The 26,932-nt window shown below is 59.4% G+C and carries 21 protein-coding genes and 1 pseudogene; 17 read left to right on the top strand and 5 right to left on the bottom strand.

All coding sequences use genetic code 11. The features are described 5' to 3' along the window. Positions 1-162: 162 nt before the first annotated feature. Positions 163-852, top strand: coding sequence for an RES family NAD+ phosphorylase (locus ACEUCR_RS12925; RefSeq protein ID WP_408790644.1), 690 nt, complete (start codon positions 163-165; stop codon positions 850-852). 29 nt (positions 853-881) lie between these two features. Here the strand turns inward: ACEUCR_RS12925 and ACEUCR_RS12920 are convergent, their stop codons facing one another. After that, on the bottom strand, positions 882-1,571 hold the full coding sequence (locus tag ACEUCR_RS12920) for a hypothetical protein (protein ID WP_194759459.1): 690 nt from the start codon (positions 1,569-1,571) through the stop codon (positions 882-884). 157 nt (positions 1,572-1,728) lie between these two features. Here ACEUCR_RS12920 and ACEUCR_RS12915 point away from each other — a divergent pair. From ACEUCR_RS12915 to ACEUCR_RS12855, 13 genes and pseudogenes are all read left to right on the top strand, one after another. Beyond that, positions 1,729-1,930 (top strand): annotated as a pseudogene (locus tag ACEUCR_RS12915) (transposase); the annotation flags it as partial. Beyond that, positions 1,919-6,403, top strand: coding sequence for a P-loop domain-containing protein (locus ACEUCR_RS12910; protein WP_408790963.1), 4,485 nt, complete (start codon positions 1,919-1,921; stop codon positions 6,401-6,403). The pseudogene ACEUCR_RS12915 and the gene ACEUCR_RS12910, both read left to right, overlap by 12 nt. Next, positions 6,400-7,830: a hypothetical protein gene (locus ACEUCR_RS12905; protein ID WP_194759457.1), complete on the top strand. Its 1,431-nt coding sequence runs from the start codon at positions 6,400-6,402 to the stop codon at positions 7,828-7,830. The genes ACEUCR_RS12910 and ACEUCR_RS12905 overlap by 4 nt, the downstream gene beginning before the upstream one ends. An 863-nt stretch (positions 7,831-8,693) precedes the next feature. Next, positions 8,694-10,046, top strand: a complete 1,353-nt coding sequence (rlmD, locus tag ACEUCR_RS12900) for a 23S rRNA (uracil(1939)-C(5))-methyltransferase RlmD (RefSeq protein WP_408790639.1) — start codon at positions 8,694-8,696, stop codon at positions 10,044-10,046. Between the two features lie 122 nt (positions 10,047-10,168). Beyond that, positions 10,169-10,678 (top strand): GNAT family N-acetyltransferase, encoded by a 510-nt coding sequence (locus tag ACEUCR_RS12895; RefSeq protein WP_408790960.1) that lies wholly within the window; start codon positions 10,169-10,171, stop codon positions 10,676-10,678. 373 nt (positions 10,679-11,051) lie between these two features. Then, positions 11,052-11,825: a TatD family hydrolase gene (locus tag ACEUCR_RS12890; protein ID WP_408790637.1), complete on the top strand. Its 774-nt coding sequence runs from the start codon at positions 11,052-11,054 to the stop codon at positions 11,823-11,825. 225 nt (positions 11,826-12,050) lie between these two features. After that, on the top strand, positions 12,051-13,325 hold the full coding sequence (locus tag ACEUCR_RS12885; RefSeq protein WP_042002081.1) for a NupC/NupG family nucleoside CNT transporter: 1,275 nt from the start codon (positions 12,051-12,053) through the stop codon (positions 13,323-13,325). 121 nt (positions 13,326-13,446) lie between these two features. Beyond that, the gene (locus ACEUCR_RS12880; RefSeq protein ID WP_042002084.1) at positions 13,447-13,617 is read left to right on the top strand and encodes a XapX domain-containing protein; all 171 of its coding nucleotides are present in this window, start codon (positions 13,447-13,449) and stop codon (positions 13,615-13,617) included. Positions 13,618-14,004: 387 nt separating this feature from the next. Next, positions 14,005-14,778 (top strand): deoxyribose-phosphate aldolase, encoded by a 774-nt coding sequence (gene deoC / locus ACEUCR_RS12875; RefSeq protein ID WP_408790634.1) that lies wholly within the window; start codon positions 14,005-14,007, stop codon positions 14,776-14,778. Positions 14,779-14,860: 82 nt separating this feature from the next. Beyond that, on the top strand, positions 14,861-16,192 hold the full coding sequence (deoA, locus tag ACEUCR_RS12870; RefSeq protein WP_408790631.1) for a thymidine phosphorylase: 1,332 nt from the start codon (positions 14,861-14,863) through the stop codon (positions 16,190-16,192). A gap of 14 nt (positions 16,193-16,206) precedes the next feature. Further along, positions 16,207-17,415 (top strand): phosphopentomutase, encoded by a 1,209-nt coding sequence (locus tag ACEUCR_RS12865; RefSeq protein WP_042002091.1) that lies wholly within the window; start codon positions 16,207-16,209, stop codon positions 17,413-17,415. Between the two features lie 144 nt (positions 17,416-17,559). Next, entirely contained in the window at positions 17,560-18,276 is a 717-nt protein-coding gene (gene deoD, locus ACEUCR_RS12860) for a purine-nucleoside phosphorylase (protein WP_163154425.1), read from the top strand. A 392-nt stretch (positions 18,277-18,668) separates the two neighbouring features. Continuing rightward, positions 18,669-19,253 carry an RT0821/Lpp0805 family surface protein gene (locus ACEUCR_RS12855; protein WP_084205572.1) on the top strand — a complete coding sequence of 195 codons (585 nt, stop codon included), beginning with the start codon at positions 18,669-18,671 and terminating at the stop codon, positions 19,251-19,253. A 3-nt stretch (positions 19,254-19,256) separates the two neighbouring features. On the opposite strand, the gene ACEUCR_RS12850 is transcribed toward ACEUCR_RS12855, so the two are convergent. Further along, on the bottom strand, positions 19,257-19,895 hold the full coding sequence (locus ACEUCR_RS12850) for an AhpA/YtjB family protein (protein ID WP_408790627.1): 639 nt from the start codon (positions 19,893-19,895) through the stop codon (positions 19,257-19,259). Between the two features lie 120 nt (positions 19,896-20,015). Here ACEUCR_RS12850 and serB point away from each other — a divergent pair, with 120 nt between their 5' ends. After that, a complete protein-coding gene (gene serB, locus ACEUCR_RS12845; protein WP_408790624.1) occupies positions 20,016-21,023 on the top strand; it encodes a phosphoserine phosphatase SerB in 1,008 nt (335 codons plus the stop codon). Positions 21,024-21,047: 24 nt separating this feature from the next. Beyond that, positions 21,048-21,953 (top strand): alpha/beta fold hydrolase, encoded by a 906-nt coding sequence (locus tag ACEUCR_RS12840; protein WP_042002102.1) that lies wholly within the window; start codon positions 21,048-21,050, stop codon positions 21,951-21,953. A 71-nt stretch (positions 21,954-22,024) separates the two neighbouring features. On the opposite strand, the gene ACEUCR_RS12835 is transcribed toward ACEUCR_RS12840, so the two are convergent. Then, positions 22,025-24,412 (bottom strand): PilZ domain-containing protein, encoded by a 2,388-nt coding sequence (locus ACEUCR_RS12835; RefSeq protein WP_408790620.1) that lies wholly within the window; start codon positions 24,410-24,412, stop codon positions 22,025-22,027. Positions 24,413-24,512: 100 nt separating this feature from the next. Here ACEUCR_RS12835 and radA point away from each other — a divergent pair, with 100 nt between their 5' ends. Continuing rightward, positions 24,513-25,877, top strand: coding sequence for a DNA repair protein RadA (radA, locus tag ACEUCR_RS12830; RefSeq protein WP_042002107.1), 1,365 nt, complete (start codon positions 24,513-24,515; stop codon positions 25,875-25,877). A 70-nt stretch (positions 25,878-25,947) separates the two neighbouring features. On the opposite strand, the gene ACEUCR_RS12825 is transcribed toward radA, so the two are convergent. Together ACEUCR_RS12825 and rsd are read right to left on the bottom strand one after the other, a co-directional pair. After that, positions 25,948-26,328 carry a PilZ domain-containing protein gene (locus ACEUCR_RS12825; RefSeq protein WP_042002304.1) on the bottom strand — a complete coding sequence of 127 codons (381 nt, stop codon included), beginning with the start codon at positions 26,326-26,328 and terminating at the stop codon, positions 25,948-25,950. Positions 26,329-26,410: 82 nt separating this feature from the next. Further along, the gene (gene rsd, locus ACEUCR_RS12820; protein ID WP_111873193.1) at positions 26,411-26,896 is read right to left on the bottom strand and encodes a sigma D regulator; all 486 of its coding nucleotides are present in this window, start codon (positions 26,894-26,896) and stop codon (positions 26,411-26,413) included. Positions 26,897-26,932 lie beyond the last annotated feature (36 nt).

Below are 26,932 nucleotides of genomic sequence, written 5' to 3'. Positions count from 1 at the left end.
GATTTTATTAAGTAAGATTAATAGTTTATGCTCACCAGGCCCTGCCTGTACCACCGGCGGGTAAACTCGTCCGCAGCAGAACCCTGCACGGGCAAAAATTCAAAACTATGGAGATTAAGCCTATGGCTTATGAATACCAGAAAATGAAAGGTGAACGCTCTTATGTCAATCAAATCAGGGGAAAACCCAAACGGCGAAGTTAAACAAACATCTGAAGCTTCTGTAAGCTCAGGCATGAATGAACAAGATAAGGCAGCTCTCGAGAAAATTGGGCAGTTGCAGGACGATATGTTCCAGCAATGCGGTGAGATAGTTGCCGCAGGAACGGAGACGTACCGGCTTCAACCGGGTGACCACGGTGGAAGCAATGTCTTTTTCAATCGTAATGGTAAGGATTACCGTTTTAGTCTGACCGATGGTGAAAACGGGTCGATGTATCTTGCCCGGGCTCCCGATACCGCGATGAAAGAAGTCTTCCAGAACAAAACGGGGCTCAAAGAGTCGGACCTCGATAATTACTTTATGGGTGCCGTAATTATTGAACGAGATGTAAAAGTCCTACAGGTCACTACGCTAATCAAAAAAAGCGGCGTGACTTTGCACGACTTAACCACTGCAACGCGGGACGTGACTCGTTTGCTGGCCAAAAAAGTACACTCAGCAGGATTTGATGGAATGGAGTTTCTATCAAATGTTACCGGTGAGTCATGCCTCGTACTGTGGCATGGTGAGCCGTCAGGAGCCGGGTTGGCCACAACCCGTGACCAGACCAGGCTAAGTGAGTTCAAACACGGAGGTCAGGAAGCTGCTGACATCCTTGTTTATAGACTGGGTATTCCGGTTGAAGAATAACTAAAAGGGGGGGCAAGCACCCCCCTTAATTATGCTGCATCTTGGGTTCCGTAGATGCGCGCTAGGCGCTGGAGCTCAGCTTGGAGTTCCTTGCTAGGATTGTTTTTCAGGACCTCTGCTACCGTAAAGGTCCGACCGGCGGGCGATAGGCCATTTAATACGGTGTTACGTTTTTCCATAAAGAAGGAGTACTGCATTCTGTCACTGAACTTCCTCAGCATTGGAAGCAGCTCAGCGATCCCTCTGAGTACACCTTTTTCTGATACGCGCTCGTCATCAGTGAACTGGAATACCGGAAAGTAAAACTCACCGTCAATGTCTAGGGCAAGCAGTTGCCCAGCATCCTTCCAGTTTCTGACCGTTGTTTTGGTTTTTCCCAAGATCTTTGCAGCCTGAACTGAGTTATACACCCCACCATCTTTCTCAAGCGCTTGAAGAAATAGAGCCTTGCTATACAGGCGTCGCTGCTGACGGCTCTTTTCTTTGGTCACACTGTTAACTGCGCGGTGTTTCAAATACTGCAGAATGATATCCATGGCAAAAACGGCATCAGTCTCAGCCATGCTTTCCTGACTGATAGGGGTATTGCCTGACCGGACGTCTTCAGCCAATTCCAGAATAAAGTTCTGCAGACGTGCCGCCGGAATACCGACGTCAGGGAAATTGTTCTTGGCGGAGGAACGATCGCTACCGTTTCGTTTTTGTGCTGTCGTGGTCATTTTAACCTCCTTTTCGATTTCACATATTGCATTGTACGATAAATCGAAAAGTTGCACAACTTTTGTCCTGTTAACTCTATGCAATGGTTTTAACTACGTCGCTGCTCAATCGGTGCGGTTTGAATGGAACCCATTGAGGGGGCGGTGATCTGATTACCACCATGGGCGACTTGCCGCAGCCAGCTCTTATCGACGAAACCATCTCAACCTTCATGATGCTCAAAGGGACTTTCAGCCTCACTCTGCGAGCAACCAAGAGGCAACTCGACCCCCTGTTCAAACTGATGAATGTGCGGCTGTGCACCCCGGACTATAGCTGTGTCAGCATTCAGTTGTGGACAAAAGCTATGGCGGTCAGACCGAACTACGTTCGGGCGGCGCAGTGTATTTTACTTCGGCAAATCAGTACGATGGTGTTTGATGGAATTGTTCAAATTGATCGAGATGATTATCAATCAGGGGTGGATGTGCAGCACAGAATCAAACGCACCGCAATCCCAGCCAGTGGCTACATATATCAGACTCTTGTCGGAATCCGATTGCTTTGTGACTGGTTGAGTAACCCAGCGTTGTACGACTGGGTCCAGTTCGAGGCTGACGATCAAGAGGATGCTAAAGGACTAGATGATATCGTGGCGCAACGGCCTGATGGGCTGCTGGAGCTTGTTCAAGTTAAGTTTACAGTGGATCCCTTTGAGCCTAAAAATGCACTCTCATGGTCTTGGCTACTTCAGCGGAAGGGGACTAAGGGAAAATCGCTGCTTGAGAAATGGTCCGCTGCTGCATTTCGTATTGGTTTGGACAGGCTTGGTAAGGTCAGCCTGACCACAAATCGACGCCCTGACGCTAGTTTTTCCTCACAGTTGTATGGCACTAAAGTAGATCTGACTGTGCTGCCAGAAGCACTGCGAGATGAGGTCGCAGAACATGTTGGTGGTGCCTCAAACGCCACGCTGTTCTTCGACAGATTCGAGTTTTCACACAGCTACGAAGGGTATGAAACCCTTGATAGGCATGTGAGTGCCGAACTAGAGAGACGTCACACCGATCATCAAGGGTGGCTCGCGCTGTATCGTCAAGCAATCGACTGGAGCATTCGACGCAATTCACCTTCGCCGGATGGACTAATCACGCTCGAAGTACTGCGGGCCACGATATCAGAGCGGCAACCACGGCCTCTTGATCAAAATTTCCGAATCCCTACTGGCTATCTTCCACCTGATCCAGAATTTGCAGATGCCTTCGTTGAGGAGGTTGCATCTGGATCCTGGAATATTCGCGTTTTGTGGGGCTCTCCGGGCCAGGGGAAAAGCACATTTCTGAGCTACCTGTGTAGTCGAATGACCGAATATGGGTTGCCATTCGTTAGGCATCACTACTTCCTAGATCTTCAGGATCCGTCTGACCGATTCAGCCTAAAGAGTGTCGCACACTCCTTGATCGCGCAGATGCAAGCGGCCGACCCGGTTGTGCTCCCCCCCGTAGGGAGCCAGCCTGAGGACCTGAGGACGTGGCTTACTGCCTACGGCGATGCCTATGCGGCCATCGGGAAGCGCTTCGTGGTCATCATTGATGGCCTTGATCACGTGTGGCGAGAGAATGCCGAGATAATCGAACCGCTGGAGTCGCTCTTTGCACAGTTGCTCCCGTTGCCAGCGAACACGTCACTCATCCTGGGCACTCAGCGCGTCGAGCCCGCACAGCTTCCAGCGCGTCTGAACAGATACACTGAGCAGGAGCACTGGGTAGAATTGCCACGTATGCGCCTCAGCTCTATACGCGCATGGCTAGATGCCCAGTTCGTCGCCAGCACGTTCCGACTCGAGAGTGTTAGTGTTACGCAGCAGCCAGATCAACTGGCGGAGTTGTCCTTAGCGTTCGAACACATCACTGAAGGACATCCGTTGGTCCTGACCTATACCTACCTTGCACTCATACAGCTCTCGCCGGTGTTGACTGCGCGGCGTATCTACGAGCACACGCCCCACCCTTTGGGTGATGCTCGCGCCTATTATCGAGCGCTGTGGCAAGGTTTGTCATGGCAGGCAAAGGACGCTCTACATCTCATGGCCGAAGATGGCTTCATTTGGCCGATGGGGGCGCTGGGCGTCTGCCTAGGGACTGCGAATTCGAAACTGGAGGATGAGGTCGGGCATTTATTGGTCGCCGTGGATGCTGGTTTGATAGCGTTCCACGGTAGCCTTTACGTCTTTGTCTCCAGTCAGGCCGATCATCATGCGCGATTGCAGTCACTTCTTCCCAATGTGAGGTGCTGGCTTACGGACGAAGCACCAGCCTATCTACGGTGGGCTTGGCTCTGGTTGTATGAATCGCGCCTCGGTGAGCACACAGCGTTGCTTGCAGGAACGACTAGAACCTGGGCGATAGCAGCTTTGACCCGGGCGTACCCCGTTGGACAGATCAGTCGCATTCTGGCGGCAGCGGAGGAAGTTGCTTTCATTTCGGGTGACTATGAGCAGGCGATCCGCAAGCGCTGGCTGAAGATTCGGCTCGACAGCGGTCTAACCCACCAACTAGATGATCCAAGCATACTTGAGGATTATGCACTTCGATTGACACCCGATCCGTATCCCGCACTCTTGTTGGCGTCCGAGGTAAGTCAGAACAGCATCGCCGGCCTGCATCAGTTTGCCACGCTCTGCCTGTCCTTAGGACAGGCAGAGCGTGGCACTGAAGTTCAGGAACGAATGCGGCACAAGATCAACGATCGTCTTCGGTCGGGCGTGATGGCTTCGCACGAGCGTGACCAACTGGTGGAGTTGTATCTAGAGGTCGCAGCCGGGACAGGGCACTATGAACCAGCAAAAGTTCTGGCATTGATTCGACAGCATAATCGCTCAGTGAAGGTCTTCGAAAACTTCCTACGCGATGCGAGTCTCGCTAGTGAGTTGAATCCCATCATGGCATTCGTCCGGCAACCGATGCCAGTGAGTTTACGACGACTTGTAGAAGTTGAAGCTGTGCGTACAGGAGCTTGGATTGACGCGAAACTACATGAATGGGATGACTTCAATCGCTTCACGAAGCATCCGTTGTCGTCGTGCTGGCGAATACTTTATAAGCATAACTCTGTCATCGATAAGATTCCTTCGACCCAGCCTCATGAAGCACTTGTCCAAAAATTTGTTAGCTACGACGAGACGGAGTTTGCCAGATATCTGCATTTCATGTTTTTCGCTTCGGTCGGCAATGTGTTGTTGCTCCGAGGTGCACAACAGCCCGGCGGATTGGGAGTTAGCAGCGAACGCACTTGGCTAAACGCGGCTTTAGACAAGTTGGCAGGGGCTGCGAACAAGTGTGGCTCGCTGTTCGCGCGCGGTGAGTACCCAGACTTCTCGCTAATTTACCGACTGGTCGACCTCAAGCGGCCAGCACTTAGTGACCATGAGGCTTGGGCTGACCTGCGCTCGTTGACCAAAGCGCTCTCGATGATTACAGCGGACCTGTTTTTCCTGGGAAAGCCGCGTTCACGGCTGGACTATATTCCCTCCGGCGAATGGAAGAGGAGTTATCAGAGCGAGCTATTTGCTTTGCATGATTGGCGAAAGCTGTTCCTGACACGCCACTTCCGCTTGCTCTCTGAAAACGTGGTGCGCGCTCAGATCGAGACGCAGGCGCAAGCCGTCCTCAGCACAGTGGGGCCGTTCAATGAAAAAGGGAGCGAACTGACAGAACTGTGCGGCTGGGCCACAGCCTACGGGATGTCGGAGTTGGGGGAACACCTATTGGCGAATGCGTATCGCTACGGTCTCGCCTATGGCTGGCGCAAAGATTGGAGATTGCCTTCTATCTTGGATGCTGTGGCAGAAGCGTCTCTGTACGATTCGCAGACAGCTATAAGCTTGCTCGAAAAGCTTGCTCCAATCTACTCAGAAATCGGAGAGATGACCGAGAAATCCGGTGCCAATACGTCCGATCTCGCAGGCCTGCTACTAAAGCTGATGCCCGAAGCCTACCTTCGGTTCTATCGATTCTTACTGGACCGAGGTGAGTGGTATGAAGCTGAACAAGTGTTCGCTGCATTCATTGAGACTATCGATGAAAGCATGCCGGCCACAGCTGTAGTCACGGCGTTCCTCTGGGATGAAGAAAGCCGGAAAAGAGTGAAGAAAGGGGCAAACCTCCAGCTCGATGTAATGTTGTCGACATGGGAACAAGGCCGATCTGAATTGCAAAATGAGAGCCGCGAAAACTTAAGTTCGAAAGAAGAGGCATTGGATGAATCATTGATGCCTGCGATCGAGAGCTATCCCCCCTCCATGCTTCCTGATTTTGCTGCTGCAGTCCGAGATATGAAACGCTACTCCCAATCGGAAATATGGTTCATACGATGGTTCGAGCATTGGTGTGATCGAGGGAAAGGTGTGGAGTTGCTGGATGCATTGGGAATAGCACTTGGCAGCCCGGAGCTTGGCGCAGAGTCGGCACTGCTTGATCGAGCTTTTCATCTGTGCCTGAAACTACACGGGCCAAATAAGGCATTTCGCTGGATTGTTGAAGCTCATCGCCATCGCCGGGGGTGGTCTGAGCAATACCATGGGGCGAAAGATTCCACACGACGTATCGCATTGGTTGCACAGCACTATCCGAAAAGGTGGGCAGAGTTTGTCGCCCAGACCTCGAGATCTGTGTCGAAGCACTATGAACCCGAATGTGTGATTCCTGATGTGGGCCTGATGAGTCTTCTCCTCCGCGTTGGCGAAGTTCAGCGTGCCATGAGCGTGTTGCAAACAATCGTGGACCTCGTGGTGGAAGAGTTCGAGGTGCAGCCGCTCACGAGACCCGAGTGGCTAGATGAGGAGCGCGCATGAACCTACGACAGATCGCAGATTTGGCGGTTGCCCGTCTTGGTCTTCCTATTCCGATGGCCAAGCTTGCAACGATACAAGCTGTTGCACAGGCGTTAGACAGTGACGACACCGCGCTTGTTTTCGCCGAAGCTCTTGCCGATTGGGTTTCCACTCGCGAGTTGGAATCACAGTGTCTTGAGGCTATTTGCCCACTGTTGATTGCAACGCCCAAACCAGAAGTGATTGCGTTGATTCGCCAAGCTATTGGTCGACCGTCGGTGGCATCTGATGCGTTGTTCTCGCTCGTGACTGGGTCGCCGACGTTGATCGCATCATGGACCGGCTGCCATTCAGGCTCTGCAACTAGCTTCTCAAAGCTGGATGAGGAAGAGTCCCAACTTCGTTCTGGTACTTTTATTCCTCGATTTTTCTCGCATCAGCTTAAAAGGCTAGAGAGCCAGTCTGGCCGACCCTTTATTCGCCAGTGGGCATTTGAATTTAAGGTACTCAGTGATCGCTGCGGTGGAAATGGTGATGGCGATCTTAATTACTTTCTCAGCTCCGACAGACAAACTGGTGGGCAATTTGTTGCATATCGCAGCCACTTAGCGAGATCTGCCTTCCTCCGCACGCTCGCATTCGCGGTACAGAATTGGGGTATGCCGGTAACTATTGCTTCTAGCGTCTCCGAGTCGGCCTTTCCGGCCGAGCCCATATTCCTGCGCCTACCATCACAAAGTGCGCCCGTGTGGGCGCAAAAGGTTCAGAGTGGCACAGCATCAGAGGCTGAGGATGCCCCTGCCTTCGCTAAGGGGCTGATTGAAAAAGTAGAAGCTGAGCTAAACGAAAAACTTATGCACTGCTCGTTTGCTGTAGTTGACGAGCCGAGATGCCATGTCGAATTCGAGGTCTTTGCCATTGCGAAAGCTCGCGATGACTTAGATGCAGTGCAGGTGATTCGTTTCTATGAATACCTGCTGGGAAAAGTTACACCTGACCGCAACTCTCTCGGAATTTTCATCTCTCCGGACTTGGGACATGAGGGCTTGGAGCACCTCGGTTTTACACCGCTGTTAATACCGCTTATTGGATCCCATGTTGGCTATTTGCAGTCTGACCTTGTTAGCCGAGTCCCTTATGTTCCTGTGTCATCCAAAGGTTTAACCAACTTGGAACTTGTGCCAATGCAGGAAGGTGCCGTGTTTCGTTCTTGTGGTCGAAACGTAGGCTCCTGGAGTTGGTGGCACTGGAACTGGAAGCCCGCAAGCCTACGACATCAACCATCTCCAACCGCTTGTTATACCTCATTGGATCAAGATGCAGCTCGACAGTTGGTCGAACCCTTAGGCGGCAGGATGGAGTACGTGTGGCAAATTACGACTTGGACCCGTGAGTCTGACTATGGTATTTGGGCTGAGACAAAAAGAAGCGGTCACTACAAAGGCTGATTGTAGTTCTACAACAGAGTTCTTAAAGGTGACTCAGTCTTTGGTTGGTGGACGTTGTGAAGTAATCGGCGTGAAGTGTTGGCGCCGGAGAAGCCAAGGGCAGAGGGCTGACTTGCATGGCTTGTAACCCCAGCGTAACCTCAGACTTCAAATGAACAAGTCCTACATCACTGCGAACCTTGCCGTATATGGTGCTGGTAATACAGAGTCGAACTTACGACCTTCGCATTACGAAGAGACCGGCCTGACTACCCATAAAACTCATAGTGAATCGCCCCGGGTTGCCAAGCCTCCAATCCATGGCTGTGAGTCACGAATTTAACTTAGAAGTGCGACAACAGCCTATGCAGTCGGACGATACTCATCGAATACCTTGTCAGGTTGCCTGAACCTGAGACATTTCCGAGGCCGCCAGTTGAGCAATTGCTCCGCTTGTCTAACCTCCTCGTCCGTGCTCTCTCGCAGGTCTGTTCACTTTGGGATGAACACGTCCTTGGTCTTTGATTTGATATGCTGGGACCCCGATTCGAGCCTCTGTTTTGCCTCCCTTTTTCGTGCAATTTCGTGTAATTCAGTGCAAACCACCAGAAACTGTACGCAACCAAAAATAACCAAATCGGCTTGAATCAATGGGTTATAACTGCCACAGTTATATCTCAACCGTTGTTTCGGGATTCAAAATCCGCCGGTGAATAACCGTGTCGGTTCGAGTCCGACCCCGGGCACCATCATCAAACCAGCTCAATGCTGGTTTTTTTGTGCCTGCAATTTGGGCCGATCTCCGCTAAACTCTGCCACCCTTTATTCGGGGTCGCCGGGTCAACCCTGCTTCCACCCTTTCTTCTATGCCTTCGGAGCCGCTCATGCCGTTAGTGGGACACCAACATCAGATCGATATTCTGGAACTGACCGACAAGGGGGATGGCAAGGGTCGCCTGTTCGATCGCCCCCTGTTTGTCGAGGGTCTGCTGCCCGGTGAGCAGGCGCTGGTCGAGTTGACCGAGGTCAAGCCGAACTATCTGCACGGCAAACTGGTCGAGCTGACCCAGCCGTCCGCCGACAGGGTTGCCGATTTCTGCCCCAACACCGAGTGCGGCGGCTGCCAGGTGCGCCCGCTGGCCTATCCGGCCCAGCTCAAGCTGAAACAATCCCTGGTGCAGAGCGCGCTGGAGCAGGTCGGGCTGGGTGAGACCCAGGTCAACCCCATCCTCGGCATGGACAGCCCCTTCGCCTACCGCAACAAGGCGCAGTACGCCGTGCGTGGCAGCGAGGCGGGGGCCGAGATCGGCTTCTATCGCAAGCACTCCCACGACCTCATCACCGCCGACGACTGCGCGGTGCAGGACTCCCTGCATGTGGAGCTCAATGCCAGGGTGCGCGGCTGGATGCGCGCGCATGACATCGCTGCCTATGACGAGGTGGCCCACACCGGCTGCGTGCGCAACCTGATGACCCGCAAGGGCTTCAAGAGCGGCGAGCTGATGGTGGTGCTGGTGACCCTGGGCGAAGCGCTGCCCTTCGAGGCCGAACTGCTGGCGGCCCTGAGGGATCTGCCCATCACTACCCTGGTGCAGAACATCAATGACGAGCGCACCAACCGTATCTTGGGGACGAGCAACCGCGTGCTGCTGGGGGAAGGGGTGATCCGCGACAAGATCCACGAGCTCGCGTTCGAGGTCTCGCCCCTCTCCTTCTTCCAGAACAACCCGAGCCAGACCGATGTGCTCTACTCCAAGGCACTGGAATACAGCGAGCTGACCGGCAACGAGACTGTGTTCGACATCTATTGCGGCATCGGCACCATCTCCCTGTTCCTGGCGGGCAAGGCCGCCAAGGTGGTGGGCATAGAGTCGGTGGAGAGCGCCATCAGCGATGCCCGCCGCAACGCCGCCCTGAACGGCATAGAGCACACCGAATTCCACGTGGGCAAGGCCGAGCAACTGATGCCCGAGCTGCACGCCCAGGGCGTGACCGCCGATGTGGTGGTGATGGATCCGCCCCGCAAGGGTTGTGACAAGGCGGTGCTGCAGACCCTGGTCGCCATGGCGCCGCGCCGTCTGGTCTATGTCTCCTGCAACCCCCAGACCCTGGCCCGGGATCTTGCCTGGCTGGTCAAGCAGGGCTTCGTGCTGGACGAGGTGCAGCCGGTGGACATGTTCCCTCACTCCATGCACGTGGAAGCGGTCGCTCGCCTGAGCCTGCCGGCGCAAGGCTGATCGGGCTGCCGCGCCACGAGGGCATGGCATTAGCCAGATGGCTCTGATAAAAACGACTCCAAATGGAGTCGTTTTTTTATGGCCGTGGAGCGGCATGACAACCAGGCAGGGAGAGCGGGGTGATGATTCGTTTGGCGGACGTGGAGGATGCAGCGGCGCTGGATCACTTCTTTGGGCAGCTGGATCGGGAGACCCGCTTCATGCTTTATGAGGCGGGGGAGCGCCCCTCAAATATCGAGGGGCAGCGCCAGCGGCTCGAGGCCATGGCAGAGGTCCCCAATCAGGCCATGTGGCTGCTGGTGCTGGCCGAAGAGGTGCAGGGGTTTGCCGTGCTCATCGGCGGCGGCCTGGCGCGCAACCGCCACTGCGCCCTGGTGGTGATGGGATTGCGGTCGAGTGCGCGCGGCCAGGGCTGGGGCGAGCGGCTGCTGCGTACCCTGATCGCGAGCGCGCCGGATTGCGGCATCAGCAGACTGGAGCTGGGGGTGATGGCCCATAACGAGGTGGCTCATTCACTTTATCGCAAGTGCGGTTTCCTGGATGAGGGGCTGCGGCGGCAGGCGTATCGGCTGGACGAGGGCTATGTCGACGAGATCAGCATGGGGCTGCTGTTGCCGCTCAGCGAGCCATGATGCCGCTGGCGTGCCAATCCTTGGTCAGAGAGGAGGGATGAGGCAGGCTGGTGGGCAGATACAGTGGCGCAAGGAGCAGACTATGAAGCAGAGCTTGCTGGCCTGGCTGGCCCGGTATGATGCCTGGTCACGGCGTTGGGGGCTGGCCCCCGAGTATGGCCGTTGTTGCACCCCCAGGCGTGACGAGGCCCGGGCCGATCGCGGCGAAGAGTCGGAGCCATGCGCAGAGGCCGACGATCGGTGCACGGCCGAGCGGCACGGGCGCCGATGAGCCGCTATGATGCCCCGGGCCGGTGGGGCTAAACTCAGACCTGTCGTGGCCCATCCGTTGGCGGTGGCCACGCTCTTTCCTTATATAGCGAGCCCATGTTCCATGCCCTTGTTTGACAGCCATTGTCACCTCGACGCCCCCGAGTTTGATGCCGACCGCACCGGCCTGCTGGCCGAATGTCGCCTGCGCGGCATCACCGGATTCATGGTGCCCGCCATCGGCGCCGACAACTGGCAGCGGGTGATGGCGCTCTCGGCCAGGGAGCCCGATATCTGCTTTGCCCTTGGGGTTCATCCCTGTTTCGTGGCGCAGCAACCCACGGATGTGATGGCCCGGCTGACGACGCTGGTGCAGCAGCGGCCTTCGGGTCTGGTGGCCATCGGCGAATGCGGTCTGGATGGGCGCTCCCATCTGCCTCAGGCGGGCCAGCAGCAACTGTTCGAGGCGCAAGTGAGGCTGGCCATGACCCTGGATCTGCCGCTGATCGTGCACTCGGTGCGGGCCAATGACACTGTGCTCAAGCTGCTGCGTCGCCACAGACCCGGCCGGGGCGGCGTGATCCATGCCTTCAGCGGCTCTCTGCACCAGGCCGAGCGTTTCTGGGAACTGGGCTTCAGGCTGGGAATAGGGGGTACCATCACCTATGAGCGGGCCAACAAGACCCGGGAGGCGGTGGCGGCCATGCCGCTTGAGGCTCTCTTGCTGGAGACCGACTCTCCCGACATGCCCATTTGTGGCCATCAGGGCATGCGCAATACCCCTTTGTCCCTGCTGCGGGTGCTGGATGAATTGGCAGCGCTCAAACGTTTGCCTGTTTCGCATGTTGCTGCGGTGTTATATGAATCCACTCAAGATATTTTCCATCTCGGTAAATAGATATTTAACACTCTGATAACTCAAGGGGAGTTCGGGGCGAAAAAAATGCCGGATAAAAATCGTTTGCGGTCTAATTTAACGCCAGTTAGCCGATTTGATGCTTACGAAATGTGACCGCCCTTATACTTTGTCGCGAGCCAGTTAGTATAATGCGCACCCTTGATTGATAAGTTTGGGACACAACTTATTAACAAGTTGGAAGGTGCTACTACGAGGAAGATAACAATGAGTTTGATCATGGGTCTGGTAGGGATGGCAACACTCATCCTTATCGCGGTGCTGTTCTCCAGCAACCGCAAGGCAATCAATATACGTACCGTGGCAGGTGCGTTTGTTATTCAAGCCGGTCTGGGGGCATTCGTTCTGTATGTTCCGGTAGGCCGCGATATTCTGGTCGGCGTATCCAGTGCCGTCTCCAGTGTCATCAGCTATGGCCAGGACGGTATTAATTTCCTGTTCGGTGGCCTGGTCAGCGACAAGATGTTTGAAGTATTTGGTGGCGGTGGCTTCGTATTTGCCTTCCGTGTTCTGCCGGTCATCATCTTCTTCTCCTCTCTGATTGCTGTGCTCTATTACCTGGGCATCATGCAGCTGATCATCAAGCTGCTGGGCGGCGCATTGCAGAAAGTGCTGGGCACCTCCCGCACCGAATCCCTGTCCGCGACGGCCAACATCTTCGTCGGTCAGACCGAAGCGCCGCTGGTGGTGCGTCCCTTCATCGGCAAGATGACCGACTCCGAGCTGTTTGCCGTCATGTGTGGTGGTCTGGCCTCCGTTGCCGGTTCCGTCCTGGCCGGTTATGCCGCCATGGGCGTCAAGATGGAATACCTGATCGCCGCCTCCTTCATGGCCGCCCCCGGTGGTCTGCTGTTCGCCAAGTTGCTGGTGCCGGAAACCCAGAGCCCGAACTATGACGAAAACAGCGCCGATGGCGACCTGGACGACAAGCCTGCCAACGTGATCGATGCCGCCGCTGCTGGTGCTTCCTCCGGTATGCAACTGGCCCTGAACGTCGGCGCCATGCTGCTGGCCTTCATCGGCCTCATCGCCATGATCAACGGTATCTTCTCCGGTGTGGGCGGCTGGTTCGGTTACCCGCAACTCTCCCTGGAGCTGCTGCTGGGCTGGATCTTCTCCCCGTTGGCCTTCCTGATCGGTGTACCCTGGAGCGAGGCGACCGTCGCCGGTTCCTTCATCGGCCAGAAGCTGGTAGTGAACGAGTTCGTGGCTTACCTGAACTTCGCCCCCTACCTGAAAGATGAAGTGCTGATCAACGGCGTGGCCATGTCCGACCACACCAAGGCGATCATCTCCTTCGCTCTGTGCGGCTTCGCCAACCTGTCCTCCGTTGCCATCCTGCTGGGTGGTCTGGGCTCCATGGCACCGAACCGTCGCGGCGACATCGCTCGCTTCGGTCTGAAAGCCGTACTGGCCGGGTCTCTGTCCAACCTGATGTCTGCTACCATCGCAGGCTTCTTCCTGGCCCTGTCCGCCATGTAACCGCGGTCAGACAAGCCTTAAGCCGAACGCCACAGCAGATGCTGTGGCGTTCGCATTTGGGGGGCTGACAACCGTTTTCCTCCCTAGACTGATAAGAAAGCGTGAGTCACACGGAGGTGTTATGAACGAAGTGCTACTGGCCATGGCGGCTGGCTTTATCGTTGGCTTGTTGTTTTCCTTCCTCAAGTTGCCGATCCCGGCCCCCCCGGTATTGTCCGGGGTGATGGGGATCGTAGGAGTCTATCTTGGCGGTATCGCCTACTCCTGGTTAGTGACCCGTTTCTTCTCTTAGAACGGGATGAACAGACGGATTTGCCCGGTGTGAGATACCCCTGGAATTGGCAAATCCGGCTTGCAAACAGGGGGTATCTCGGCTGAAATAGGCATTGCCAGCAGGGTGCTGGCATTGACTAATACCCGATGGGATCGGGTGTTGGCGGTCAAATGGAATTGATTGGGAACCAGGCTCTGATGTGCATGACCTGTCTCAAGTCTTCATGGAACCAAGTCCGCACTTTTGTAAGAAAGTGACAGGGCTCTTGCCTTATTTACAGTCTATTGCCCGTGCAGTCGCACTGTATTTCCATGCCCCCAAGCTGGGTGGAACCTGTCAGCAAATGGTGTTGTCGCAGCTGACATGTCCCCTTGTCGGGCTTAATCAAAGACTTTGGAGAATATCATGACCGATCTGAAACTGGCCGCCCAACGCGCCCTGAACCTGATGGACCTGACCACCCTGAACGATGATGACACCGATCAGAAGGTGATCGATCTGTGCCACAAGGCCAAGTCTCCGGCCGGCCTGACTGCCGCCGTCTGCATCTACCCCCGTTTCATCCCCATCGCGCGCAAGACCCTGCGTGACATCGGCGCCGCCGACGTGCGCATCGCCACCGTGACCAACTTCCCCCACGGCAACGACGACATCGAGATCGCCGTGGCCGAGACCCGCGCCGCCGTCGCCTACGGTGCCGACGAGGTGGACGTGGTCTTCCCGTACCGCGCCTTCATGGCCGGCAATGAACAGATCGGTTTCGATCTGGTCAAAGCCTGTAAGGACGCCTGTGGCGACAAGGCGCTGCTGAAAGTGATCATCGAGACCGGCGAACTGAAGGAAGAGGCGCTGATCCGTCGCGCCTCCGAGATCTCCATCGACGCCGGTGCCGACTTCATCAAGACCTCCACCGGCAAGGTGCCGGTCAATGCGACCCCGGAAGCTGCCCGCATCATGATGGAAGTGATCAAGGCCAAGAACCCGAAAGTGGGCTTCAAGCCTGCTGGTGGCGTGAAAGACGCCGCCGTTGCCGGTCAGTACCTGGCCATGGCCGAAGAGATCCTGGGCAAGGAGTGGGTCTCCCCGCGCACCTTCCGCTTCGGTGCCTCCAGCCTGCTGGCCAGCCTGCTGGCGACCCTGGGCCACGGCGACAAGCCCGCCAATACCAGCGGTTACTAAGCGGGGACAGGGGGCGGTGCGCCGCCCCCTTTCTGGTCTGGTTCGGTCTGTGTTCGTGCGTGATGCACGGAGGGAATGAAAGATGTTTTTGCCTCAAGAAATTATTCGCAAGAAGCGCAACGGTGAAGCGCTCAGTACCCAAGAGATTCAATTCTTCGTCCAGGGAATTACCAACAACACCATAGGCGAAGGGCAGATAGCGGCCCTGGCCATGGCGGTTTACTTCAAGGACATGACCATGGATGAGCGGGTCGCCCTGACCTGCGCCATGCGCGATTCCGGCATGGTGCTGGCCTGGGACCACCTCAATCTGGGTGGCCCTATCGTCGACAAGCACTCCACCGGTGGCGTGGGTGATGTCGTCTCCCTGATGCTGGGCCCCATGGTCGCCGCCTGCGGCGGTTTCGTGCCCATGATCTCCGGCCGTGGCCTGGGCCACACCGGCGGTACCCTGGACAAGCTGGATGCCATCCCCGGCTACCAGACCTCGGTCGACAACGATCGCTTCCTGAAAGTGGTGAAAGAGGCGGGTGTCGCCATCATAGGCCAGACCGGCGATCTCGCTCCGGCCGACAAGCGTATCTATGCGGTGCGGGACATCACCGCCACCGTCGAATCCATCGCCATGATCACCGGCTCCATCCTCTCCAAGAAGCTCGCCTCCGGGCTCGAAGCCCTGGTGATGGACGTGAAAGTGGGCTCCGGCGCCTTCATGCCGACCTTTGAAGCCTCCGAAGAGCTGGCCAGGAGCATAGTGGCCGTGGCCAACGGTGCCGGCTGCCGCACCTCGGCGCTCTTGACCGACATGAACCAGGTGCTGGCCTCCAGTGCCGGCAACGCGGTCGAAGTGCGCGAGGCGGTACGCTACCTGACCGGCGAGTATCGCAATCAGCGCATCCACGAAGTGACCCTGGCCCTGTGCGCCGAGATGCTGATCTCCGCGGGCCTCGCCAGCAACGAACAGGACGCCCGTGCCAAGCTGCAGGCGGTGCTGGACAACGGCAAGGCCGCCGAGATCTTCGGTCGCATGGTGACCGGCCTCGGTGGTCCGAGCGATTTCATGGAGCGCTACGACGCCTACCTGCCCAAGGCCGCCATAGTGCGCCCCGTGTATGCGGCGCAGAGCGGCTTCGTCACCGCCATGGATACCCGCGAACTGGGCCTGGCCGTGGTGGCCATGGGGGGCGGTCGCCGCGCCGCCGGGGACAAACTCGATTATGCGGTCGGTCTGACCGACTTTATCCGCCTGGGGCAGAGCGTCGAGGCTGACAAGCCGCTCGCCCTGATCCACGCTCAAACAGAAGCCCAATTTGCCGAGGCCGCCCGCATGGTGCAGGCTGCCGTGAAGATCGGTGACACCCGACCAGAGGCGCTGCCCGAGGTTTACCGTCGCATCGGTCTGGCCGATTTGTAACAGGGGGAACACCCATGAAACGTACCTTTATTCTGATGATGGACTCCTTCGGTATTGGCGCTGCCGCCGATGCCGAGAAGTTCGGAGACGTGGGCGCCAACACCCTTGGCCATATCGCCAAGGCTTGCGCCGCCGGTGAGATTGAAGGCCGTGGCGCCCTCAAGCTGCCGAACCTCAACAAGCTGGGCCTGGGCCACGCGGGGGAGCAGGCTTCCGGCTACTTCCCGGCTGGCTTGAAGAAAGATATCGAGGTGGTCGGGGCCTACGGCTTTGCCCAGGAGCTCTCCTCCGGCAAGGACACCCCGTCCGGCCACTGGGAGATCGCCGGTGTGCCCGTGCTGTTCGAGTGGGGTTACTTCCACGATCACCACAACAGCTTCCCCCAGGAGCTGCTGGACGCCATCGTCGAGAAGGCCGGCCTGCCGGGATATCTGGGCAACTGCCACGCCTCCGGCACCCAGGTGCTGGACGATCTGGGCGAAGAGCACATGCGTACCGGCAAGCCCATTCTCTACACCTCTGCCGACTCCGTGTTCCAGATTGCCTGCCACGAAGAGACCTACGGCCTCGAGAAGCTATATGAGCTGTGCCACATAGTGCGCGAGCTGCTGGAGCCCTACAACATAGGCCGCGTCATCGCGCGTCCGTTCGTGGGCAGCGGCAAGGGCGACTTCAAGCGTACCGGCAACCGTCACGACTACTCGGTGCTGCCGCCGGCGCCGACCGTGCTGGACTACATGAAGGATGCAGGGGGCCAGGTGGTCTCCATCGGCAAGATCGCCGACATCTATGCCCAGCAGGGCATCACCAAGCAGGTGAAGGGCACGGGCCTGACCGAGCTGTGGGACAGAACCCTGGAAGAGGTGAAGGCGGCCGGTGACAACACCATCGTCTTCACCAACTTCGTGGACTTCGACTCCTCTTACGGCCACCGCCGTGACGTCAAGGGCTACGCCGATGCGCTTGAGTATTTCGACTCCCGCCTGCCGGAGCTGTTCGAGATACTGCAAGATGGCGATGTGGTGGTGCTGACCGCCGACCACGGCTGCGACCCGACCTGGAGCGGCACCGACCACACCCGCGAATACATCCCTGTGCTGTTCTACGGCAAGCCGGTCAAGGCGGGCTCCGTCGGCCGTCGCGAGACCTTCGCCGACATCGGCCAGAGCATAGCGGCCTACCACGGTCTGCCCAAGCTGCAATACGGCACCAGTTTCCTCTGATGCCCTGGGCAGGGCGGCCTCTCGGGTGCGCTCTGCCCGGTTGCAGCAGGGTCTCTGCTTTTTGTAACCGACCCGCCCGCCACCCAGGTGGCGGGCAACCCATAAAGACAATAAAACCCAACCTAGTGTGAAGGAATAAAGAGAATGGCAACTCCTCATATCAATGCGAAAGATGGCGCCTTTGCCGACACAGTACTGATGCCGGGCGACCCCCTGCGTGCCAAGTACATCGCCGAGACCTTCCTGGAGAACGTCGAGCAGGTGTGTGACGTGCGCAGCATGCTCGGCTTCACCGGTACCTACAAGGGCCGTCGCATCTCCGTCATGGGCCACGGCATGGGCATCCCGTCCTGCTCCATCTACGCAAAAGAGCTGATCACCGACTACGGCGTCAAGACCCTGATCCGCGTGGGCTCCTGCGGTGCCGTGCGTGAAGACGTGAAACTGCGTGACGTGGTGATCGGCATGGGTGCCTGCACCGACTCCAAGGTCAACCGTCTGCGCTTCAAGGATCACGACTTCGCCGCCATCGCCGACTTCGATCTGGTGGCCAATGCCGTGCAGGCCGCCAAGAACAAGGGCACGCCGGTGCGCGTGGGCAACATCTTCTCCGCCGACCTGTTCTACACCCCGGATCCCTCCATGTTCGACGTCATGGAAAAATACGGCATCCTGGGTGTCGAGATGGAAGCTGCCGGCATCTACGGCGTGGCCGCCGAGTATGGTGCCCGTGCCCTGACCATCTGCACCGTCTCCGACCATATCCGTACCGGCGAGCAGACCAGCTCCGAAGAGCGTCAGCTGACCTTCAACGACATGATCGAGATCGCACTGGACTCCGTGCTGCTGGGCGACAAGTAATCCCCATTCACATCATGCAAAACGGCGACCTCGGGGTCGCCGTTTTTTTATGGTCGATGGCCAGCATCCCTTCAGCCCTGGCACGGGGAGGAGGCCGCCAGGGAACAGGAAAAGAGACGCATCAGATCGGCGCCTATACTCTCACCTGACCCCCAACAGAGGCTCAGGCGATGAAAAAAGGACAGATGCTCACCACTATGCTCCTTGCCCTCGCGCTGGCCGTCCCTCAGGCCTGGCAGGCGGTGTGGGCGGCGGAAGGCAGGTTACAGCACAGGGCGCCGCAGCAGAGGGCGCAGCAACCCAGAGTGCAACACAGGGCGCCTCAGCAAAGGGCAGTCCAACCGAGGACGGCCCAGCACAAGGCGGTGCCCGCGCGCAGGAACAATCAGGAGATGGTGAGCTTCAAGGGCAGCTGGCTCAACACCCCCGTCAAGGGCGGCAAGGTGCACGGGGGAGAGGGGCAGATCAGGCACCAGGAGCGCAATCTCACCGGCCAGCGGGATCATCGCATCGACAACAGCCGCAGCATTGAGGGCAACACCGTCTACATCAACAACAAGCACAACAGGATAGCGGTGCCCGCCGATCGACACCGGGTCTATCGTGACGTGGTGGTGGTGCGGCCCTATGGCCACTGGTACAACGGCTATGGCAACTACTATGACGACAATGATGCCTGGAAGTGGCTGGCCTTTACTGCCATCACCTTGAAAATACTGGATAACCTCAACGAAGCTCAGCAGCGGGAGCATGAAGCGGCCCAGGTGCAGGCAACCACGGCCCCCCTGAATCAAGCCGTCACCTGGAGCGACGGCAGCGCATCGGGCTCGGTGACGGCGGTGCGGGAGGGGACCAGCAACAACGGCCGCTACTGCCGTGAGTTCCAGCAGACCATCACGGTGGCTGGCAAGAAGGAGGATGCCTACGGGACGGCATGCCAGAACCCGGATGGTTCCTGGGAGCTGGTCTCTGATTGAGACTTAACTGAGCCCTGGTGGGGGTTCACTGCCATCGGGAGCGCTCGGTTGGGCGCTCTTTTTCTTATGCTTGCGTACTCGCATGTAGTTGCGGCGCACGCCGTAGGAGATGAGCAATCCCGCCAGCAGCATCACCAGCAGCATCAGCCGCTGCTTCTCCTGGTTCACCTTGAGCTGGGTATCCTGCTTGGCCAGCATCAGCTGCTCCTCCAGGGTGATCCTCAGATAGCCAAGGGTCTTGTCACCGTCGAGGATCTCCTCGACATAGGGGAGTCGCCCCTTGCCGGATGTCGGGGGGCTGGCATTGTCCTGGCCGATGGGAAGCAGGCTGTCCAGCGGCAGAGCGTTGTCAGACTGGGCCAGGGGAACGCCCCTGGCGTCATAGAGGGTGACATCCAGGATCTCGGGGGAGAGGGCCAGCTCCTGGGCCAGCCGTGCCAGCTCGCTCTCGTTATCCTCCTTCAGCCAGCGGCGCATGTCCCGGCTGGCATAGCTGACCAGAGCCTGGGCCCGGGTACGCGCCTGATCGTGCAGGGCCGCCTGGCTGGCGCTCTGCATGTGGATCAACAGGGCCAGAACCCAGCAGCCGAGGGCGATACCGGCGCCCAGACTCAGCAGGCGTTTGACGGGCATATGACGCAAGGGGGCTCTCCTGATTGCGGGTGCAGGCGGGATCTTGGCGCTTGCCTGTATAAAAAGCAATACGCTACTCTGGGCCCGCACTTTCACCCCCCCCCGACATCCAAGGAAGGTTTTTCGCTCATGTTGTTGTCCCAGTTAGCCCAAGCCCCCACCGACTGGCCCGCCCAGCTTGCCTCTGCCCCGCTCTGGGAACTGCACATAGACGCCTTGCAGGGCACGAGCCACCCCTTGACGGGAGGATGGCTGGTGCTGTTCGGCCATGATCTGGCCGCGAGCCAGCTTAGGCAGCTGGCGCCCCTGCTGGCGCTGGAGGGGGTGCAAGCCTGCCTCTATCCCGTGACCTGCCTCGCCGGTGTGCCCCTGCTGCTGATAGGGACAGACAGCTTCTCCAGTGCGCTGGCCGCCGCCATCAAGCAGGAGAGCTGGGCCATCGATATCTGCCATCTGGCGCACTTGCCTAGCCTGGCCGAACCCGGGCTGCTGGTGATGGACATGGATTCGACCGCGATCCAGATGGAGTGCATCGACGAGATAGCGCGCCTGGCCGGGGTGGGGGAGCAGGTGTCCGCCGTCACCGCCGCTGCCATGCAGGGACAACTGGAGTTCGCCGACAGTCTGCGTCGCCGGGTCGCCTTGCTGGCCGGGGCGCCCGTCACCATCCTCGATCAGGTGGCCGCCGACATGCCATGGATGCCGGGCTTGCAGTTGATGGTCGATACCCTCAAGCAGTCGGGCTGGACCCTGGCCATCGCCTCCGGCGGCTTCACCCGTTTCGCCGGCGAGCTGCAACAGGCCCTGGGGCTGGATGCCATCTTCGCCAATGAACTGGCGGTGGCGGATGGCAAACTGACCGGTCAGGTGGCGGGGGAGATAGTGGACGCCGATGCCAAGGCAAGGGTGCTGACCCGGCTCGCCGCCGAGCGGGGGCTGGCACAGGCCCAGACGGTGGCGGTGGGGGATGGCGCCAACGATCTCAAGATGATGGCGGCGGCAGGTCTTGGCATCGCCATTCATGCCAAGCCCCTGGTGCGCGCCCAGGCGAGCGCCAGCCTGACCCATCACGATCTGGAAGGGGTCATCTGCCTGCTGGGGGCCCGCGCCTGCGCCGAGATGCGCTGGCACCGCTGACGACACGCCATGGAGGGCGCCACAATGGAACTGCTGCAAAATTCTCACTTCATCCCCTGCGGGGAGCACAGACTGCATCTGCGCCAGATAGGCCTGGCGCAACCCAGTCAGGGCGAACCCATACTGATGGTGCATGGCGCCATCGAGAATGGCCGTATCTTCTATACCGGCTCGGGCAAGGGGCTCGCCTGCTTCCTGGCGCGCCACGGTTATCGGGTCTATGTGGCGGATCTGCGGGGCCGGGGCCTGAGCACGCCGGCCATCGCAGAGCGGGCCGACCATGGTCAGCATGAGCTGATCACCGAGGATCTGCCGACCCTGCAGGCCTGGATCTCGGCCCGCCACCCTGGGCAAAAGGTGCACTGGATGGCGCACTCCTGGGGCGGGGTGCTGATGGCATCGACCCTGGTGCGCTTTCCCGCCCTCGCCGCCGGGGTGGCGAGCCTGCTGTTTTTTGGCAGCAAGCGGGGGATCTCGGTTCACGGCCCGGAGCGCTGGTTCAAGGTGGATCTGATCTGGAACCGGCTCGCCCCCTGGCTGGCACGCCGTCGGGGTTTTCTGGCGGCGCGGCGTCTGAAGCTGGGGGCCGATGACGAGCCGCTGCGCTACCTGGAGGAGACGATCCCCTGGGTGAAATGCGGCCCCTGGCAGGATCCCCATGACGGCTTTGCCTATGACGAGGCGGCGAGCCGGGTCAACTGGCCCCCCTTGTGGATGATCTCGGCCAAGGCCGACAAGGTGCTGGGTCACCCGACCGACGTGCGCCGCTTCGGCGCCGAGATGGGGTCGCTCGCCCGTCACACCCGGCTTGGGCGCGACAACGGCAACCGCCTCGACTATGACCACATCAACATGCTGACGGCGCCCCAGGCCGCCGAGGATCACTTCCCCGCTATCCTGTCCTGGCTGCAACAGCCGAGCGCTCCCTGAGCCTGGCAACCCAACGAACGAAGAGGGGCGGACTGATGTCCGCCCCTCTTCGTTGTCCGTCTGCGGTGGCCCTACCCCTTGGCCGGGCCCAGACCGAGGCGCAGCAGGGTGGCCTGGGTGGTGTCGGTCAGCTCGCCGACGCCGACTACGCTCCACAGCTCATCTTCCAGCCGCTTGGCCTTGTGGATCGCGAACTTGGCGATGTAATCCAGTTCGCTGGCGATGAAGCTGGTATCGGGTCGCCCTGTGCGTGACAGGCCAAGCTGCACCGAATAGAACTCCCCCTTGGCCCTGGCCTGCTCGATGAAGGCCCGCTTGGCCGCCATGTCCGTCAGGCTGGCCGCCGCCACGCTGTGAAACTGGGGGGCGCCGTTTGCCAGCCGCTGCCAGCTGACATAGATCTCGGCCTCCCTTGGCAAGTCTTCCCTAGCCAGGGTGCGCAGGGGTTCCAGCAGCAGCTGGCGCAGCAGATCCCCCTGCAGCAGGGGATAGAGATTGGCCTGCCGGGGGGCGTCGGCGCAGGCCTGCAACAGGCGGGCAAGGGCGCGGGGCCGGGGCGCTTGTGCCAGGGTGGCGGGTCTGATGCTGTTCTTGCCCTTGTTGATGTAGACGGGGGTGCTGAAGACATGGTGGCTGTAGATGTTGCGCAGGGCCCGGGCCAGGCCACGGTAGCGGCGCAGCCCCTCGGCCGTCTTGAGCTTGCTGCGGTTGCTCTCGATCAGCAGGCTGAAGAAGTGGCGCCCCGTGTGCCGCTCCGGTTCCCCTTCGATGCACAGGTGCAGCACGGTTCGGCTCTGGTTGAAGTTGACCAGGCGGTAGGGCAGGGTCTGCAGATCCAGATGCTTGGTGAGGGGTTGCAGCTTGGGCAGGGCCACGGTGACCAGATCCCCCTTGTTGCCGGGGAAGGGGGCCTCCAGCTCGATCTGCATGCCGTGGGCCGAGATGTCGCGGGTCCAGCCCACCCAGGCCTGCTCCCCCAGGCGCAGGGCGATTGCCGTCTTGTGCAGGTAGCGGGCCTCGCGCCTGAGCTGGACATAGTGCAGCGTCTCCACCTCGAAGGGGGCCGGGCCCAGGTCGTGGCCGAAGCGTTGCAGGGCATTGGCGTCGTGCTGCACCTGGGGCTGCGTCAGGTATTCCTCGCGTATCGTCTCGCTCGGTATCTCCTGCAACAGGCCGACATAGCCGAGCCGGTCCAGCCTGGCGCGCAGCAGGGTGTCCTGGCTCAGGGGCTGCTCCCGGGTCGGCAGGCTGCTGATGTCGGCCTCTGCCAGGGCGCAGGCTTCGAGGGAAAACTTGTAGACCCGAAAGCTGGGCCGCTTGGCCGCGACCTGAAAGAAGAGGGCGTGTAATCCGCTCTCGGCCAGCTCCTCGGCGCTGGCCGAGAAGAAGTAGAGGTGGCTGCGCACCGCGTGGGTGAAGCTGTAGATCAGGGTCTCGCGGCAGGTGTCACTGTCTGGCAGCAGTTTGCGCAGGCGCGCCGGCGGGAAGAGCCCGGCCAGGGTCGGCTGGTTCTTCTCGTCGCGCCAGTATTCGAGCAGGTGCAGGTTGTTCTCGCTCTTGAGCACCACCTCGAGCCTGGGGGCCTCCCCCGGTTCCCCCTTGCTGAAAAACAGCGGCAGGCCGCTCATGCGCGGCAGGAAGAACTGCTCGTAACCCTTGATGATGGCCGCCGACAGCAGGTGATCCACGCTGACGCGATAGCGTCCCTTGTTGTTCTCGATGAAGTGGGCGAGATGGGCATCGAAGGGGGCGTTCTCCCCCTCGCGCACCAGGCGCAGCCAGTACCTGTCGTCACGACTCTCCTGGCCGAGGATGCGGTAACCGATCCCCTGGCCGAGGCAGGGATGGGGGGCCTCCTTGTCCAGACCATGGAAGTGCACCAGCACCTGGTCGCCCGCCTCGAAGCGGGGCAGATAGGGCACCGAGATGCGAATGCCGCCGGTGGAGAGATCCGAGCTCTTGGCGCTGATGCGCTCGCCGTTGCCGAGCTGCAGCTCGAGGGGGGAGCTGAAGTGCATCCTGTCCTGGCTGCGGCCGACATAGCTGGCGAAGGTGATGAGGTTGACATCGAGCTGGCGCAGCTGGCCCGGCGCAGGCTGGTGGGGGGAGAGGGCGCGGTTGCCGGCCTGGCGCTGCCATGCCTGCATCGCCTCATAGACCCCCAGGGTGTAGCGATCCCGATAGAGGTAGCAGTGGGACTGGAACTGGGCAACCGCCTCATCGGGCATGAAGTGGGTGATGCCGGCAAACTCGAACACCCGGCAGGCCTGGGGCCACTCGCTGCGCATGTCGATGACGCGCCGGCAGTCGGCGCCGCGCCGGTTCAGCTCCATCTTCAGCAGGAAACGGGTGTTGCTGCTCTGTTCGGCGGTCAGGCGCAGGAAGAGCTCGTCGAAATCGGCCTCTCGCTGCAGGGGGATGAGTTGATCGATGAGTGGGTGTGGCTGGGCTGAGTCCATGAGTTCCTGCTACGGAAAGTCAATTTTCCGAGTCTGGGTTTGATCTGTCGGGCTGAACCGAGTATATCAAGCAGGCATTCATTCTGTCCCCGAGTTATCCATGGCCAAAAATAAAACAGCTTACGTCTGCTCCGAGTGTGGTGCCGCCTTCAGCCGCTGGCAGGGCCAGTGCGGCGAGTGCAAGGAGTGGAACACCATCACTGAAGTGCGCCTTGGCAGTGTCACGCCGGGCAAGGGGGCACGTTATGGCGGCTATGCCGGCGCGGTCGGCAGCCAGGTGCAGACCCTGGCCGAGATAGCGACCACAGAGATCCCCCGCTTCTCCTCCGGCTTCAAGGAGCTGGACAGGGTGCTCGGCGGTGGCGTGGTGCCGGGCTCGGCCGTGTTGATCGGCGGCAGCCCGGGGGCGGGCAAGTCTACCCTGCTGCTGCAGACCATGTGCGGTTTGGCCGAGCGGATGAAGACCCTCTATGTGACCGGGGAGGAGTCATTGCAGCAGGTGGCGATGCGGGCCAACCGCCTCGGCCTGCCCACCGACAAGCTGCGGATGCTGTCCGAGACCAGTGTCGAGCAGATCTGCCTCATCGCCCAGCAGGAGCAACCCCAGCTGATGGTCATCGACTCCATCCAGGTGATGCATGTGGCGGACGTGCAGTCCGCGCCCGGCTCCGTCTCCCAGGTGCGCGAGGCGGCCGCCCTGCTCACCCGTTACGCCAAGCAGAATCATGTGGCCATCTTCATGGTGGGCCATGTCACCAAGGACGGCACCCTGGCGGGCCCCAAGGTGCTCGAACACTGCATCGACTGCTCCATCATGCTCGATGGCGGCCATGACTCGCGCTTTCGCACCCTGCGTTCCCACAAGAACCGCTTCGGCGCCGTCAACGAGCTGGGGGTGTTTGCCATGACGGGGCAGGGGATGAAGGAGGTGAGCAATCCCTCGGCCATCTTCTTGAGCCGGGGCGAGGAGCAGGCGCCGGGCTCCATCGTCATGGTGATCTGGGAAGGCACCCGGCCGCTGCTGGTGGAGTTGCAGGCGCTGGTGGATTACTCCCAGCTCTCCAACCCGCGCCGGGTGGCGGTGGGTATGGATCACAACCGCCTCGCCATGCTGCTGGCGGTGCTGCATCGTCATGGTGGCTTGCAGATGGCGGATCAGGATGTGTTCATCAACGTGGTGGGTGGCGTCAAGGTCGAGGAGACCAGCGCGGATCTGGCCCTGCTGCTGGCCATGGTATCGAGCTTTCGCGATCAGGCACTGCCCAAGGATCTGGTGGTGTTCGGCGAGGTGGGGCTCTCCGGCGAGATACGTCCCGTGCCCTCCGGTCAGGAGCGGCTGCAGGAGGCGGTCAAACACGGTTTTCGCCGTGCCATCGTGCCCCATGCCAATGCCCCCAAGCATGCCATCGAGGGGATGGAGGTGGTGCCGGTCAAGAAGCTGGCCGATGCCCTGGAGGCGCTCTGAGGGAGCAGGAGAAACGAGAGAGGGCGCCGCGGCGCCCTCTTTGCATTTCTGACGGCAACCGGCGTGCCGGTCAGGGGTGGGGGTGATCCAGGTGCTCGGCCAGCAACTGTTCCAGCTCCCGGTGCAGCAGGGCCTCGTCCCCCACATTGAGTTCGATCATGCGCTTGAGGTGAGTGGCGCTGTCGATATCCATGTGATGGCAGTAAAAACCGAGGCGATCGCCTTCTTCATGGCTCAGCTCGACCTCCATGGTCAGCACTATGTCGCTGCCCGCCAGACGGAAACTCAGGCGATAGTCCCGATCCTGCCCCGAGTGCCAGTCGGTGGGGCGCACCAGCAGGGCGCCCTGCAGGGAGACATCGACCAGCTGGGTGGTCCAGCTCTGGGCCCCCTGACTCAGGCTGGCCAGGGTGGCGTAGAGTATGCGTGAGAAGTGGCGGCGCTCTGTCATCATCATGTCCTGCTTGGAGATCCTGACCCTGAGTGTAACCCAGACGCCAACCCGGAACGTTGCGCTGGTGCCAAGATTGCACTCAACCGGGTTGACCGCTCAGGGTTTCGACCACATGCAGGGCGCTGATCAACCTGTCCTCGTATTTGAATCTGTCCTCCAGGACTGGCCCCAGCTTGTTGAGATCCTCATCCAGGCTCAACAGCTGCTCTTCGCTGGCATCGCTGTATTTGTCATTGAACTCGAGGGCAAATTCGGTGCAGCTGCGGATATGGGGGTAGATGCGCTTGGCCAGCTCCAGGCTGTCGCCACTGGCCTGTTCGAAGGCATTCACCACATGGTGATAGATCTCGAAATGCCCGGCGCTGACATAGTCGACCAGCTGTTCGCAAAACTGCTGCAGTTCGGGACAACCGGGAAGGCAACGTTGCTGCTTGCTGCGGGAGGGGCTGAGCCCGGCGAGGCGGATGTACTCGACCAGCAGGGCCTGCCTTGCCTCGAGCCAGTCATCGATCGCCTTGTGCTTTCCTGTCAGTGCGCGCTTGGTCTTTTCCAGTTCAGTTAACATAGTCCCTCCGTGGGGCATAGACTGGGAGCATTCTGG

This window comes from Aeromonas bivalvium, assembly GCF_046078285.1.
Taxonomy (GTDB): domain Bacteria; phylum Pseudomonadota; class Gammaproteobacteria; order Enterobacterales; family Aeromonadaceae; genus Aeromonas; species Aeromonas bivalvium.
This window is presented reverse-complemented; position numbering and strand designations above follow the sequence as displayed.

Bases quoted from the DNA above. Each gene is read 5' to 3' on its own strand.
- rsd (WP_111873193.1), bottom strand. From the start codon at position 26,896: ATGTTAACTGAACTGGAAAAGACCAAGCGCGCACTGACAGGAAAGCAC.
- radA (WP_042002107.1), top strand. From the start codon at position 24,513: ATGGCCAAAAATAAAACAGCTTACGTCTGCTCCGAGTGTGGTGCCGCC.
- ACEUCR_RS12825 (WP_042002304.1), bottom strand. From the start codon at position 26,328: ATGACAGAGCGCCGCCACTTCTCACGCATACTCTACGCCACCCTGGCC.
- deoD (WP_163154425.1), top strand. From the start codon at position 17,560: ATGGCAACTCCTCATATCAATGCGAAAGATGGCGCCTTTGCCGACACA.
- ACEUCR_RS12910 (WP_408790963.1), top strand. From the start codon at position 1,919: ATGGCGGTCAGACCGAACTACGTTCGGGCGGCGCAGTGTATTTTACTT.
- rlmD (WP_408790639.1), top strand. From the start codon at position 8,694: ATGCCGTTAGTGGGACACCAACATCAGATCGATATTCTGGAACTGACC.
- ACEUCR_RS12835 (WP_408790620.1), bottom strand. From the start codon at position 24,412: ATGGACTCAGCCCAGCCACACCCACTCATCGATCAACTCATCCCCCTG.
- ACEUCR_RS12865 (WP_042002091.1), top strand. From the start codon at position 16,207: ATGAAACGTACCTTTATTCTGATGATGGACTCCTTCGGTATTGGCGCT.
- ACEUCR_RS12855 (WP_084205572.1), top strand. From the start codon at position 18,669: ATGGTGAGCTTCAAGGGCAGCTGGCTCAACACCCCCGTCAAGGGCGGC.
- ACEUCR_RS12895 (WP_408790960.1), top strand. From the start codon at position 10,169: ATGATTCGTTTGGCGGACGTGGAGGATGCAGCGGCGCTGGATCACTTC.
- ACEUCR_RS12890 (WP_408790637.1), top strand. From the start codon at position 11,052: ATGCCCTTGTTTGACAGCCATTGTCACCTCGACGCCCCCGAGTTTGAT.
- serB (WP_408790624.1), top strand. From the start codon at position 20,016: ATGTTGTTGTCCCAGTTAGCCCAAGCCCCCACCGACTGGCCCGCCCAG.
- deoC (WP_408790634.1), top strand. From the start codon at position 14,005: ATGACCGATCTGAAACTGGCCGCCCAACGCGCCCTGAACCTGATGGAC.
- ACEUCR_RS12920 (WP_194759459.1), bottom strand. From the start codon at position 1,571: ATGACCACGACAGCACAAAAACGAAACGGTAGCGATCGTTCCTCCGCC.
- ACEUCR_RS12880 (WP_042002084.1), top strand. From the start codon at position 13,447: ATGAACGAAGTGCTACTGGCCATGGCGGCTGGCTTTATCGTTGGCTTG.
- ACEUCR_RS12840 (WP_042002102.1), top strand. From the start codon at position 21,048: ATGGAACTGCTGCAAAATTCTCACTTCATCCCCTGCGGGGAGCACAGA.
- ACEUCR_RS12885 (WP_042002081.1), top strand. From the start codon at position 12,051: ATGAGTTTGATCATGGGTCTGGTAGGGATGGCAACACTCATCCTTATC.
- ACEUCR_RS12925 (WP_408790644.1), top strand. From the start codon at position 163: ATGTCAATCAAATCAGGGGAAAACCCAAACGGCGAAGTTAAACAAACA.
- deoA (WP_408790631.1), top strand. From the start codon at position 14,861: ATGTTTTTGCCTCAAGAAATTATTCGCAAGAAGCGCAACGGTGAAGCG.
- ACEUCR_RS12905 (WP_194759457.1), top strand. From the start codon at position 6,400: ATGAACCTACGACAGATCGCAGATTTGGCGGTTGCCCGTCTTGGTCTT.